We start from the raw sequence: 12,445 nt of genomic DNA on the forward strand, positions 1-12,445 counted from the left end.
TGTCGTCGAGCTGCCGCATGCCACGCGCGGTAGCGCGGCTTTTTCTGTCAACCGGCGCGCGGCCGTTCGCGGCAGCGCGCGATTTATCGACGCAAAGTAGGGGTGTCTGGATGGCTAACGTGACTTATACGGATACACAACTGCTGATCGACGGCGAGTGGGTCGACGCCGCGAGCGGCAAGACGATCGACGTCGTGAACCCGGCGACCGGCAAGGCGATCGGCAAGGTGGCCCACGCGGGCATCGCCGATCTCGACCGCGCGCTTGCCGCGGCACAGCGCGGCTTCGAAGCGTGGCGCAAGGTGCCCGCGCACGAGCGCGCGGCGACGATGCGCAAGGCCGCCGCGCTGGTGCGCGAGCGCGCCGATGCGATCGCGCAACTGATGACGCAGGAGCAGGGCAAGCCGCTGACGGAAGCGCGCATCGAGGTGCTGTCGGCGGCCGACATCATCGAATGGTTCGCCGACGAAGGCCGCCGCGTGTACGGCCGCATCGTGCCGCCGCGCAATCTCGGCGCGCAGCAGATGGTCGTGAAGGAGCCGGTCGGTCCGGTCGCGGCGTTCACGCCGTGGAACTTCCCGGTCAACCAGGTCGTGCGCAAGCTGTGCGCGGCGCTCGCGACCGGCTGCTCGTTCCTCGTGAAGGCGCCGGAGGAGACGCCGGCATCGCCGGCTGCGCTGTTGCGCGCGTTCGTCGACGCCGGTGTGCCTGCGGGCGTCGTCGGTCTCGTGTACGGCGATCCCGCGGAAATCTCGTCGTATCTGATTCCGCATCCGGTGATCCGCAAGGTGACGTTCACGGGTTCGACACCGGTCGGCAAGCAGCTGGCGGCGCTGGCCGGCCAGCACATGAAGCGCGCGACGATGGAGCTGGGCGGCCACGCACCGGTGATTGTCGCCGAGGATGCGGACGTCGCGCTCGCGGTGAAGGCTGCCGGTGGCGCGAAGTTCCGCAACGCGGGCCAGGTGTGCATCTCGCCGACGCGTTTCCTCGTGCACAACAGCATCCGCGACGAATTCACGCGTGCGCTGGTTGCGCATGCGCAGGGGCTCAAGATCGGCAACGGTCTCGACGAAGGCACGACGCTCGGCGCGCTGGCGAATCCGCGCCGGCTGACCGCGATGGCGTCGGTCGTCGAGAACGCGCGCAAGGTCGGCGCGAGCATCGAGACCGGCGGCGAGCGGATCGGCTCGGAAGGCAACTTCTTCGCGCCGACCGTGATCGCGAACGTGCCGCTCGAAGCCGACGTGTTCAACAACGAGCCGTTCGGCCCCGTTGCTGCGATTCGCGGCTTCGACAAGCTCGAGGATGCGATCGCGGAAGCGAACCGTCTGCCGTTCGGGCTGGCCGGCTACGCGTTCACGCGTTCGTTCGCGAACGTGCATCTGCTGACGCAGCGACTCGAGGTCGGGATGCTGTGGATCAACCAGCCGGCTACGCCGTGGCCGGAAATGCCGTTCGGTGGCGTCAAGGATTCGGGCTATGGGTCGGAAGGCGGGCCGGAAGCGCTCGAACCGTATCTCGTCACGAAGTCGGTGACGGTGATGGCGGTTTGATGGTCAGGTGATGCCGTGCGCGCGCCGCGTTTTGTGCGGCGCGCGGTTGAGGGGTGGTTGGTGGTGCTGGGTTTGAGTTGCCTATTTTAAACTTTACATAACGTGAATTATCAATCTGAGCGATGTAGTAGCTTTCTAGAAATGTCGTGTTCTAGCCATTTAGAAATGTCCGCTTTCGGGCGCGTAAGCTGTCCGGCTGCCGATTTCCCGGCGCCGGAGGCTGCGATGGCTGCAACGGAGCGGATCTCGATGACGATGCGCGAACTGGACCGATTCAAGATCATTCAGGACGTAACGGCGAGCTCAAGCCGTGGCGTGCAGCCGAACGGCTGGAATTGACGAGCCGGCAGATCCGGCGACGGGTCGGCCGATTGCGTGATCACGGGCCGCCACGTCACTGCCAGGCGATCGAACGAATGAAGCCCGCCGCGAGCACACAATAGAACGCGCCGCAAAACAGACCGAACGGCTTGCGCGTGCGCGTGAAGAACGGCCCGGCCGAATGCGACGAGAACGCAAGCGCGTACGTCGTGAACACGATGCAGCCGAGCGTCGCGCAACCGGCGACGAGCATGAAGCTCGTCCACGCCGGCGAGTTCGCCGACAAACCGAGCGTCGTCACCGTCAACCACGACAGAATCGCCTTCGGGTTGGTGAGGTGGATGCCGAGTCCCTGCAGATAAAACACCGCCGCGCCGCCGCGTCGCGTCTGCGTGGCCGCCTTCATCGGATCGCGCGACGAGAACGCCGTCCGAACCGCCTTGTGCGCGAGCCACAGCAGATAGAGCGCGCCGAGGATCTTGAGCCACATGAGCAGCGGCCGGTACGACAACAGCATCGCCGACACGCCGGCCGCCGCGGTCACGCCCCAGCACAGCGAGCCCGAGATCACGCCGGCCGCCGTCGCGAGGCCCGGCATGCGTCCGTAGTTGAGCGACGCGTTCGCGATCGACAGGTTGCCCGGCCCAGGCATCGCCGTGCCGATCAGGTAGACGGCGACCGCGACGCCGAAGCTGGAGAAGTGCGCGAGATTCATCTAAGGGTCCTTGTGCTCATCGCCACGCGCGGCCGTTCCGCTGCGCGCCGCCGTGCTCGTGTGAAACAACCGTGATCGAGTTTTCTTCCCGTCGGAAATCCACCTCCGCGGCTCACGCCGCCCTTACAGGCGCTCGTCCCGGCGTTCTCGGTCGAGGCAGCGCACGGCCCGATGACAGGCCGAACCGATGCGGAGCGGCGTCGTCGCGCCCTCCTTCACGACGACGCCGTGCAGTGCCGACACCCGCGAGACGACCGGCAGCACGCTCATCTCGACGTTGAAAGTATGGGTGTTACCGAGGCGCATGGGCGTACCGCCTTTTCCATTCGGAACAGCCCGATTTCGCGCATGTGATCGCCCTAGCCGCTACGGTTCGACAGCGGCCCCACCGAACGCCTGCGGTAGCGATTATTCGACTAGAATCCGCTTACCGGAATGAACACAACCGAACAATCACCATCAAAGTGTTCGCGCATTTCGCCGAACACTTTGCCCGCCCTTCCTGACGATGGTGTCAAATGAAACTCGCGCTCGATACGACGACCGGCGTCCCGCTCAACGAGCAACTCGCTCGCCAGCTCGAACAGATGATTCGCTCGCGACATTTGCGCAGCGGCGTAAAACTGCCGTCGATCCGCAAGATGGCGGCCGACCAGCAGATCAGCCGCTTCCCCGTCATCGAGGCATACGACACGCTCGCGGCACGCGGCCTGATCCAGCCGCGTCACGGCGCGGGCTTCTACGTGACCGACCGGTTCGACCGTAGCGCGCCGGTCGGCGGCACGGATCCGCAGATCGCCGAGGAAGAATCCGGCCACATCCTCGAGCAATTCGCGTCGACCAACGATCGCCTCAAGCTGTCGAGCGGCTTCATGCCGGCTGCGTGGCGCGACGTCGACGGCATCGCCCAGGCCATACGGCACGTCGTGCGCAGCGACGCGGCGAGCCTGGTCGACTATGCGCAGCCGCAAGGCGACCCGCTGCTGCGGCAGTACCTGAGCGGGTATCTCGCGCCACTCGGCATCCACGCGCAGCCGCAGCAGATTCTCGTCACGCACAGCGCGAGCCACGCGCTCGATCTCGTCGTGCGCCTGATGCTGAAGCCGGGCGACACGGTATTCGTCGAGGATCCCGGTTACTTCAACCTGTTCGGGCTGCTGAAGTTGCACGGTGTGAAGCTCGTCGGTGTGCCGCGCCGCGCGACGGGGCCCGACGTCGAGATCACCGAGGCGCTGCTGCGCGAACATCGTCCGAAGCTGTTCTTCGTCAATACCGCGTTCCACAACCCGACGGCGACGAACATTGCGCCGCCGGTGATGTTCCGGCTGCTGCAACTCGCGCATCGGCACGACTTCACGTTCGTCGAGGACGACGTCTACGCGGACTTCGAAGCGGCGCCGTCGCAGCGGCTCGCGACGCTCGATCAGTTCGAACGGGTGATCTATCTGAGCGGGTTTTCGAAGGCTTTGTCGTCGTCGCTGCGGATCGGCTACCTGGCCGCGCGGCCCGAGCTGATCAAGCCGCTCGTCGAGCTGAAGGCGCTCACGAGCATGGGTGGCGCGCGGCTCGCGGAAAGCATCGTCGCGTCGCTGCTCGAGCGTGGCACGCATCGCAAGCATCTGGAACGGCTGCGCCGGCGCCTCGCGCAGGCGTCGGCCAACGCGGTGGCGCGATTACGCCATGGGGGCTGGGAAGTGTTCGAACAGCCGAGCGGCGGCATGTTCGTGTGGGCGCGCGTGCCCGGCGTGGAAGATTCCGCGCTGCTGTGCGACACCGCGCGCACGTTCGGGCTCGACCTTGCGCCCGGGCGCGAATACCGGCCGAACGGCGAGGCGACGCCGTGGGTACGGCTCAACGTCGCAGCGGCGAGCGATCCGCTTGCCGAGCCGTTCATCGACGCGGCCCCCGGCCTCGCTCGAGACACGTGACGGACCGTCTTGCGCGGATGTGATGCGATGCAAACGCGGCCGGCTTCCGACGGCCGCGCCGGTCGCAGACAGCCGGTCAGCTGCGCGACAACACGTCGTCATTTGCGGGTCCGTGCGATCGACGATACCTCGCTGCCGATTTCGCCGCCGGACTTCAGATTGCATGACCCGACGCCGTCGTCGCCGTTTCGGACAAGCCGATGTGGCCAGCTCGGCCGTGTTGTCGGTAACCGGCACGGTTCGCAACCATGCGTTGACGCCGGCGCAGCCAATGCCCGCTCGGACCGCTGCGTATCAGTGCGCGATGCCCCAGCGGCGCACCGTCACGCGCTCGAGCGTATCGAACACGAGATGCTCGACGAGCAGCCCGATCACGATGACGGCCGCGAGACCTGCGAATACGCGGTCGGTATACAGCTCGTTGCGGTTCTGGAAGATGTACCAGCCGAGGCCGCCCTGCCCGGCGCTCGCACCGAACACGAGTTCCGCCGCGATCAGCGTGCGCCATGCGAAAGCCCAGCCGACGCGCAACCCGGACAGGATCGACGGCAGCGCGGCCGGCATGAGGATCAGCGCGATCTGCCGCAGGCCGCTGAGCCCATAGTTGCGCCCGGCCATCTTCAGCGTGGCCGGCACACCGGCGAAGCCCGTATACATACTGAGCGCGAGCGGCCACAGCACCGCGTGCACGAGCACGAACAGCAGGCTGCCGGTGCCGAGCCCGAACCACAGCAACGCAATCGGCAGCAACGCGATCGACGGCAGCGGATTGAACATCGACGTGAGCATCGACAGCACATCGCGACCGACGCGCGTCGACACTGCGAGCGACGTCAGCACGAACGCGAACAGGACGCCGAGCGCATAGCCGCGCAACAGCACCGACATCGAGATGGCCGTCTTCACCAGCAGTTCGCCCGACGCGATGCCTTGCACGAACGCAACGAGCGTCGCGCCGAACGTCGGTACGAGCAAATCGTTCGCGACGATGCGCGCGACGGTTTCCCATACGGCGATCAGCACCAGCGCGATCACCGCGCGGCGAAAGCCGCTCGCACCGGCGATACGGCGCAACAGGGGCGCGGGCGCCGCACGCGCGGCTTCGGGCAGCGCGTCGAGCGTGCACACGTATTCGGCACGAACGGGCGGCAACGGCGGCAGGACAGGATCGATCGTGGTCATGATGCAGTGGCCTCCGTGGTCGATGCGGCGTGCGTTTCGCCCAACGCGTCGGCATCGAACAGCAGATGATGAATGCGGGCGACGCTCGCGCGGAAGTCGCCGCTACCGACGCTGTCGAACGAATGCTCGTCGCTGTTGAGCTCGGCGCGCACGCGTCCCGGATGCGGCGACAGCAGCAGGATCCGGTTGCCGACCACGAGCGCCTCCTCGATCGAATGCGTGACGAACAGCAGCGTGAAGCGGAATTCGTCCCAGAGGCGCAGCAGTTCTTCCTGCATCTTGCGCCGCGTGAGCGCGTCGAGCGCGGCGAACGGCTCGTCCATCAGCAGCACGCGCGGCTGCATCGCCAACGCACGCGCGATCGCGACGCGCTGCTTCATGCCGCCGGACAGCGTATGCGGATAGGCATCGGCGAACGCGGCGAGCCCGACCTTGTCGAGATAGTGCAGCGCACGCTCGCGTGCTTCGGCCCGCGACAGCTTCGCGGCAGCACGCAACGGAAACGCGACGTTCTCGACGACCGTCTTCCACGGCGGCAACTGGTCGAATTCCTGGAACACGACGATGCGATCGGGGCCCGGGCCGTTCACGGGCCGGCCGTCGAGCGCGATCGAACCCGAGACGGGCTCGATGAACCCCGCGATCGCCTTCAGCAACGTGGATTTTCCGCAGCCGGACGGGCCGAGCAGCACGAAACGGTCGCCGCCGTACACGTCGAAGCTGACTTGATGGGTCGCGCGCACGATGCGTGCGCCCGCCCGGTATTCGAGGCTCACGCGCTCGATCGCCAGCAGGCGCTCGCTGGACGCGCCGGCCGCTGCGGCCTGAGGCGCGGATGCGTCGCGCGCGTCGGTGACGGGATGGGCGGCCGCTGCAGCCGCACCGCGCATCGCGTACGGCGGCAAGCCGATCGACGGAGAAGTGGCGTTCACGATGGAAACTCTCGCGGGTAAATCGTCAACATACGGCGGTGTGGCGCACGGCCCAACCAACGATTGCGCATATCGAAACCGCGCAGCCGCATAAGCGGCGATCGCGACGCGGCAGCGTCGGCTCGGCGTCGGATCAACTACCGCCGGCCGTCGCCGGATCGTCGAAGAAGTAATCGCGCCACGATTTCGGCTCGTTGCGGATCGCGCCGGTGCGATACATGAACTGCGCGAGCTTCAGCGTGTTCTCGGGAGCCGTCTTGAACTGCACCTGCGGATTGCGCAGGATCTTCAGCAACAACGCGCGATCGATCCTCGAACCGTTCACGCGAAGGTACGTGTCGGCCGCGCGCTCGGGGTCGGCTGCGATCTGGCGCGCGGCGTCGGCGAGCGCCGCGACGAACGCGCGATACGTCTTCGGATTGGCGTCGCGGAATTGCTCCGTTGCATACAGCACCGTCGCGGAACTCGGGCCGCCGAGCACATCGTAGGAATTGAGCACGATGTGCGCCTTCGGATTGCCGGCGAGCTCCTGATCCTGGAACGGCGGGTTGCCGAAGTGCCCGGTGATCACATTGCTGTTCGCCAGGATCGCGGCCGTTGCATCCGGGTGCGGGATCGCCTGCGTCAGCGCATCGAGACGATCGAACTGCTTGTCGCCCCACTGCTTCGCGGCCGCGTACTGCAGCACGCGCGACTGCACCGACACGCCGACGGCCGGCACCGCGATACGGTCCTTCGCGCTCAAGTCGGCGATCGTCTTCACGTTCGGATTGGTGCTGACCAGGTAGTACGGGAAATTGCCGAGCGAGGCGACGCCCTTCACGTTCTGCCGCCCGCGCGTGCGGTCCCATACGGTCAACAGCGGCCCGACGCCCGCCCCGGCGATATCGACCGCGCCCGACAGCAGCGCGTCGTTCACGGCCGCGCCGCCCGACAGCCGCACCCAGTCGACCTTGATGTCGACGCCGGCCTTGCGGCCCTCCTTCTCGATCAGTTGCTGGTCGCGCGCGACGTTCAGCATCAGGTAAACCACGCCGAACTGCTCGGCGATGCGGATGCGGCCTTCCGCGTGTGCGGGGCGCGGCGTGCCGGCGACCACGAACGCCAGCGCGGCGGTGAGCGTGACGGCCAAGGCGCGGCGCGCAGAACGGGTCGTGCGGCGCAGGGCCGGCGAAACAGGAAACGACATCGGAACTCCAGCAGAAACGAGGCGTCGGGACGAAACGTGGCGCTCAGAACGGCGCGTCGCCTTCGATCGTCGTGCGGTACAGCTTGCGGCGCAGATGGTCCGGCGTGCCGGCCGCGAGATGCATCAGCGAGCGGTTGTCCCAGAACACGAGGTCGTGATCGCGCCACCGATGGCGATACAGGTGCTCGTCCCGCACGCTGTGCGCGAACAGTTCGTCGAGCAGTGCGCGGCTTTCGTCGGCGGGCAGGTCGACGATGCGTGTCGTGAAATGCTCGCTCACGAACAGCGCCTTGCGGCCCGTCTCCGGATGCGTGCGCACGATCGGGTGCACCACCGCTTCGACTTGCGCAAGCTGCTCGGCCGACAGCACGGGCCGCCACCGGTTGCGTGCCTGCAGCTCCGCATAGCGCGCGAGATAGGTATGTTCGGCGCGCCGCCCTTCGACCGCGCGACGCAGGTGCGCCGGCAGCGTATCCCATGCGAGATGCATGTTGGCGAACAGCGTGTCGCCGCCTTCGGCCGGCAGTTCCTGCGCATGCAGCAGCGAGCCGAGGCTCGGTTTTTCCTTGTACGACAGATCGGAGTGCCAGAAATGGCCGGCGTCGCCGAGCCCGATCGGCTTGCCGTTCTCGACGATGTTCGACACGATCAGCACTTCCGGATGCCCGGCCAGCGCGAATTGGTGCAGCACGTGGATCTGCAGCGGGCCGAAGCGGCGGCTGAACGCGATGTGCTGTTCCGGCGTGATGCGCTGGTCGCGAAACACCAGCACGTGATGGTCGAGATGCGCGCGATGGATGCGTGTGAAAGCGGCCGCGTCCAGCGGTTGCGACAGGTCGATCCCGACGACTTCTGCGCCGACCGGCGCATCGAGCGGGATGATGTCGAACCGCTGCGCGGCGGCCTCGAACGACGGTGCAGGCTGATGGCCGACGCGCGCCGCTGTTGCGGCGTGGATGGCGGGAGTCGTCACGATAGCGCCCCTGATTCGATGAAAAGGCGAATCTTCGAGCCCATGCCGGACGGCGTCAACGAAGCGATTTCGATACGTTTATCTGCCGCAGCGATAAGGATCGGCGCTCGGGCGGCGGGCCTGTCGGACGAGGAAATCAGGTCATGCGGCCGACTGTCGGATGTCGGCGCGCGTCGATATGCAGCGATCGTGCGACGCACGCCTTCGGTGTGCTCTCGGTTGAAAGGACGGCCGAGGGTCGAAGCGTTTGTCGCTCCGCCGACGCGTGCGCGATGCGACATGCCACATCGCGTCGCAGCGAAAACGGACGGCCCGGCGACACAGTTACAAGATAAGCGTTGACTCAAGCATTCGCGGCGGTTAGTGTACGCACCGAAGTCCAAGAAGTCCGATTGCTGTTCATCAATGTCTCGCCCCTCAGCGGTATTCGTTGTCCTCTCTCTCCTTGACGCTTCAAACGCTCTACAACAGGGCAAATCTCCTATTTACTGCTCAAGGATTCATCATGGATACCGGTATCGTCAAATGGTTCAACGACAGCAAAGGCTTCGGCTTCATCACCCCGGACAATGGCGGTGACGACCTGTTCGCTCACTTCTCCGAAATCCGCGCCGACGGCTTCAAAACGCTCGCCGAAAATCAAAAAGTGAGCTTCGAAACGAAGCAGGGCCCGAAGGGTCTGCAAGCGGCCAACATCAAGCCGCTGTAAGTCTCAAGCGCCCGACGTCCGGGAACGGACGCGGGGCGCAGCGCCCCTCCACGACACGTCGTCTTCCTGAAGCGCACGCGCTCGGTGCCAGGCTGCGGCCGTTGATTCGGCCGCCTGCCACGCGTCGCATGCGTCGTTGCGTCTCGCGCTTTCGTCGGCCGGCGACTCTCTTTTGCGCGCTCTTATTGCGCCGGATTCAGCTAGTAACGGCTGTAAATCCGCGCCCGTTCAGCACGGCATGCGCGCGCTCGAATATTATTAAAATCAAAATGCAACACAACCAAACACAACAGTACAACGGCTATGCCATCCAGCCTTCGGCGCATCGCTTGCCCGACGGCAGTTATTCATCCAACCTGCTGCTCGAGCCGATCGACAGCCGCTGCGCCGATCGCCGCTACCAGTTCTATTCGCTCGACTACTTCCCGAGCGAACGGCAGGCGCTGCAGCATTCGGCTCGCTGGGCCCGCAACTGGGTCGATACGCGCGGCTGAACGCAACACCGCGCGGGCGTCGTTCGTTCGCGGCGGAACGCGAGACAGCAATCCTCGCTCTACGACTTCGGCCGCGCATGGCGCAGCCAAGCCGCACGCCGCGCCGGCTTGTCGCGACAACACAAGCACGTGGCCCACGCCTTGCTCACGCCGTGGATGCGCAACATTTCCAGGTTGCGACCAGGCCAGATGGCCGTGCGCAGCGCGGTACTGCCAGGCGCGAAACAGGTGGTCGTCATCGATCATGTGCCGAAGCGGCTGGAGATGGCGCGCCAGGGCGGCGCCGTCACGATCGACTTCGACGAGGAAAGCGTCGTCGAGCGCCTGAACGAACTGACCGGCGGCAAGGGGCCGGAGAAATGCATCGATGCGGTCGGGATGGAATCGCACGCGACACGTTCCATCGACGCGCTGTACGACCGCGTGAAGCAGGCCGTCATGCTGGAGACGGATCGTCCGCACGTGCTGCGCGAGATGATCTACGTATGCCGGCCGCCGGCATCCTGTCGATTTCGGGTGTGTACGGCGGCCTGCTCGACAAGATTCAGTTCGGCGCAGCGATGAACAAGGGGCCGACGTTCCGCATGGGCCAGACGCACGTGAATCGCCGGAGCGCCGACCTCCTCTCGCGGATCGAGCGCGGCCAGATCGATCCGTCGTTTGTGATCACCCATTCGGTGCCGCTCGAGCAAGGGCCGGGAATGTACGAGACGTTCCGCGACAAGCGCGACGGGTGCATCAAGGTCGTCATGAAACCTTGAGGCGGTGCGTCGCGGTCGCTGACGACGGCAGCCTGCGCGATCACTGCCGTACCGACGCGCGCAGAGCGATTCCCCCAATCGACATCGTGAAGCCTCGCGCGGCGGTCGTTGCGCGGGTATACCGCATCGAGCTCCCATTGGAGCGACCAGCGCTGCCGCCTCTCAGCGCCCCTTCGATGCGAGCACCCAGCGCGGGTGTCTGCCAGCGCTCTCCCGATGCGAGTCCCCACCGCCCGCGCCCGTCAACACCCCTTCCCGCCCATCGATTCCACCCGATTTCGCAGAAGACCTTTACTGTGCAGCGACTTAATCGACCGTTGCGCGATCTCCAATAATTGCCGCTCGATTCGTCGGCCGGGGGGGCCGACGCGGCCCGCACGGCGGTTCTGCCGCGCTAATGATAAATATTCCTATGCATTCCACGACCAAACGAAAGGCCCGCGCTCGCATCGCCGCGCTGCAATCCACCCAACGCGCGCGCCGCGCGGGCACGGCCGCGGGGACGGCCGTCGTCGCCTGCATGGCCGGCTTCCTTCCGGCCGCCGCCAACGCGCAGAGCAGCGTGACGCTGTACGGCCTGATCGACACGTCGATCACCTACGCAACCAGCCAGCGCGCCGGCGGCGCCGGCTCGCACGGCAGCGGCAGCGTCGGGCTGACGAGCGGCGCATTGAACGCATCGCGCTGGGGGCTGCGCGGCCGCGAGGATCTGGGCGGCGGGATGGCCGCGATATTCGCGCTCGAAAACGGCTTCTCCGGTACGAACGGCAAGCTGTCGCAGAAAGGCGTCGACATGTTCGGCCGCCAGGCGTGGGTCGGCCTGAGCTCGCACTCGGCCGGCGCGCTGACGTTCGGCCGCCAGTACGACCTGATCATCGACTTCGTCACGCCGCTCGGCGCATCGGGTCCGGGCTGGGGCGGCAATCTGGCCGTGCATCCGTACGACAACGACGATTCGAACCGCAACCTGCGCATCAACCATGCGGTGAAGTACGTGAGCCCGACGTATCGCGGGCTGAGGTTCGGCGCGATGTACGCGTTCTCCAACGCCGCCGGCCAGTTCTCGAACAACGCCGCGTGGAGCGCGGGCGTGTCGTACGAAAACGGGCCGTTGAAGCTCGGCGCCGGCTACCTGAAGATCAGCCGCGATCGCAATGCGCCGAACCCCGACGGTGCGCTGAGCACGATCGACGGCTCGGCGACGATCACCGGCGGCAACCAGCAGATCTGGGCACTCGCCGGACGCTATTCGTTCGGCCCGCACTCGGTCGGCGCCGCATGGTCGCACTCGGCGACCGACGGCGTGACCGGCGTGATGCAAGGCAGCGGCATCACGCCGTTGAAGGGCGAGTCGCTGGTGTTCGACAACTTCTCGGTCGACGGCCGCTATATGGCGACGTCCGCGTTGAGCCTGTCGGCCGCGTACACGTACACGATGGCGCGTTTCGACACGCGCACCGGCCAGACGCGCCCGAAATGGAATCAGGTCGTCGCGCAAGTCGACTATGCGTTCTCGAAGCGCACCGATGCGTATCTCGAAGGCGTCTATCAAAGCGTCAGCGGCGGCCACGGCAATCACGCGTTCGACGCCACCGTCTGGACGCTGACGCCGTCGGCCAACAGCAACCAGGTGGTCGTCGCGCTGGGGCTGCGCCACAAGTTCTGATGCCGTGCTGCCGCGCGTC

12 protein-coding genes and 2 pseudogenes are annotated in these 12,445 nt (G+C 66.1%); 7 read left to right on the forward strand and 7 right to left on the reverse strand.

All coding sequences use genetic code 11. The annotated features are described in order from the left end of the window. Positions 1 to 110 precede the first annotated feature (110 nt). A complete protein-coding gene (locus tag EX20_RS24835) occupies positions 111 to 1,556 on the forward strand; it encodes an NAD-dependent succinate-semialdehyde dehydrogenase (protein ID WP_034195073.1) in 1,446 nt (481 codons plus the stop codon). Positions 1,557 to 1,781: 225 nt separating this feature from the next. Next, positions 1,782 to 1,945: pseudogene (locus EX20_RS33275) on the forward strand (ISNCY family transposase); the annotation flags it as partial. 5 nt (positions 1,946 to 1,950) lie between these two features. Here the strand turns inward: EX20_RS33275 and EX20_RS24840 are convergent. Together EX20_RS24840 and EX20_RS24845 are read right to left on the reverse strand one after the other, a co-directional pair. Next, entirely contained in the window at positions 1,951 to 2,592 is a 642-nt protein-coding gene (locus tag EX20_RS24840) for a LysE family translocator (RefSeq protein WP_011882249.1), read from the reverse strand. A 123-nt stretch (positions 2,593 to 2,715) separates the two neighbouring features. After that, positions 2,716 to 2,898 carry a hypothetical protein gene (locus tag EX20_RS24845; RefSeq protein WP_034195074.1) on the reverse strand — a complete coding sequence of 61 codons (183 nt, stop codon included), beginning with the start codon at positions 2,896 to 2,898 and terminating at the stop codon, positions 2,716 to 2,718. A gap of 212 nt (positions 2,899 to 3,110) precedes the next feature. Between EX20_RS24845 and EX20_RS24850 the strand changes: the two genes are divergently transcribed. After that, complete coding sequence (locus tag EX20_RS24850; RefSeq protein ID WP_034195075.1) at positions 3,111 to 4,520, forward strand: aminotransferase-like domain-containing protein; 1,410 nt, start codon at positions 3,111 to 3,113, stop codon at positions 4,518 to 4,520. A 294-nt stretch (positions 4,521 to 4,814) separates the two neighbouring features. On the opposite strand, the gene EX20_RS24855 is transcribed toward EX20_RS24850, so the two are convergent. From EX20_RS24855 to EX20_RS33045, 5 genes are all read right to left on the reverse strand, one after another. Beyond that, positions 4,815 to 5,702 (reverse strand): ABC transporter permease, encoded by an 888-nt coding sequence (locus EX20_RS24855; RefSeq protein ID WP_034195076.1) that lies wholly within the window; start codon positions 5,700 to 5,702, stop codon positions 4,815 to 4,817. After that, positions 5,699 to 6,694 carry an ABC transporter ATP-binding protein gene (locus EX20_RS24860; protein WP_034195077.1) on the reverse strand — a complete coding sequence of 332 codons (996 nt, stop codon included), beginning with the start codon at positions 6,692 to 6,694 and terminating at the stop codon, positions 5,699 to 5,701. The genes EX20_RS24855 and EX20_RS24860 overlap by 4 nt, the downstream gene beginning before the upstream one ends. 73 nt (positions 6,695 to 6,767) lie before the next feature. After that, the gene (locus tag EX20_RS24865; RefSeq protein ID WP_011882253.1) at positions 6,768 to 7,823 is read right to left on the reverse strand and encodes an ABC transporter substrate-binding protein; all 1,056 of its coding nucleotides are present in this window, start codon (positions 7,821 to 7,823) and stop codon (positions 6,768 to 6,770) included. 43 nt (positions 7,824 to 7,866) lie between these two features. Then, positions 7,867 to 8,796 carry a TauD/TfdA dioxygenase family protein gene (locus tag EX20_RS24870; protein ID WP_034195078.1) on the reverse strand — a complete coding sequence of 310 codons (930 nt, stop codon included), beginning with the start codon at positions 8,794 to 8,796 and terminating at the stop codon, positions 7,867 to 7,869. Beyond that, entirely contained in the window at positions 8,793 to 9,077 is a 285-nt protein-coding gene (locus tag EX20_RS33045) for a hypothetical protein (RefSeq protein ID WP_124259677.1), read from the reverse strand. The genes EX20_RS24870 and EX20_RS33045 overlap by 4 nt, the downstream gene beginning before the upstream one ends. 224 nt (positions 9,078 to 9,301) lie before the next feature. On the opposite strand from EX20_RS33045, the gene EX20_RS24875 reads away from it, so the two are divergent. From EX20_RS24875 to EX20_RS24890, 4 genes and pseudogenes are all read left to right on the forward strand, one after another. Beyond that, a complete protein-coding gene (locus EX20_RS24875; RefSeq protein ID WP_006485974.1) occupies positions 9,302 to 9,505 on the forward strand; it encodes a cold-shock protein in 204 nt (67 codons plus the stop codon). A 269-nt stretch (positions 9,506 to 9,774) separates the two neighbouring features. After that, positions 9,775 to 9,999 carry a hypothetical protein gene (locus tag EX20_RS24880; RefSeq protein ID WP_011882255.1) on the forward strand — a complete coding sequence of 75 codons (225 nt, stop codon included), beginning with the start codon at positions 9,775 to 9,777 and terminating at the stop codon, positions 9,997 to 9,999. A gap of 183 nt (positions 10,000 to 10,182) precedes the next feature. Next, positions 10,183 to 10,760: pseudogene (locus EX20_RS24885) on the forward strand (zinc-binding dehydrogenase); the annotation flags it as partial. Between the two features lie 520 nt (positions 10,761 to 11,280). After that, complete coding sequence (locus EX20_RS24890; RefSeq protein ID WP_226102887.1) at positions 11,281 to 12,426, forward strand: porin; 1,146 nt, start codon at positions 11,281 to 11,283, stop codon at positions 12,424 to 12,426. Positions 12,427 to 12,445: the final 19 nt, after the last annotated feature.

The organism is Burkholderia sp. WP42, from assembly GCF_000745665.1.
Classification (GTDB): Bacteria; Pseudomonadota; Gammaproteobacteria; order Burkholderiales; family Burkholderiaceae; genus Burkholderia; species Burkholderia vietnamiensis.

What these genes read in the sequence shown, in the direction of transcription:
- EX20_RS24880 (WP_011882255.1), top strand. Translation starts at nt 9,775, where the DNA reads ATGCAACACAACCAAACACAACAGTACAACGGCTATGCCATCCAGCCT.
- EX20_RS24845 (WP_034195074.1), bottom strand. Translation starts at nt 2,898, where the DNA reads ATGCGCCTCGGTAACACCCATACTTTCAACGTCGAGATGAGCGTGCTG.
- EX20_RS24855 (WP_034195076.1), bottom strand. Translation starts at nt 5,702, where the DNA reads ATGACCACGATCGATCCTGTCCTGCCGCCGTTGCCGCCCGTTCGTGCC.
- EX20_RS24835 (WP_034195073.1), top strand. Translation starts at nt 111, where the DNA reads ATGGCTAACGTGACTTATACGGATACACAACTGCTGATCGACGGCGAG.
- EX20_RS24865 (WP_011882253.1), bottom strand. Translation starts at nt 7,823, where the DNA reads ATGTCGTTTCCTGTTTCGCCGGCCCTGCGCCGCACGACCCGTTCTGCG.
- EX20_RS24890 (WP_226102887.1), top strand. Translation starts at nt 11,281, where the DNA reads ATGGCCGGCTTCCTTCCGGCCGCCGCCAACGCGCAGAGCAGCGTGACG.
- EX20_RS24875 (WP_006485974.1), top strand. Translation starts at nt 9,302, where the DNA reads ATGGATACCGGTATCGTCAAATGGTTCAACGACAGCAAAGGCTTCGGC.
- EX20_RS24840 (WP_011882249.1), bottom strand. Translation starts at nt 2,592, where the DNA reads ATGAATCTCGCGCACTTCTCCAGCTTCGGCGTCGCGGTCGCCGTCTAC.
- EX20_RS24850 (WP_034195075.1), top strand. Translation starts at nt 3,111, where the DNA reads ATGAAACTCGCGCTCGATACGACGACCGGCGTCCCGCTCAACGAGCAA.
- EX20_RS33045 (WP_124259677.1), bottom strand. Translation starts at nt 9,077, where the DNA reads ATGTCGCATCGCGCACGCGTCGGCGGAGCGACAAACGCTTCGACCCTC.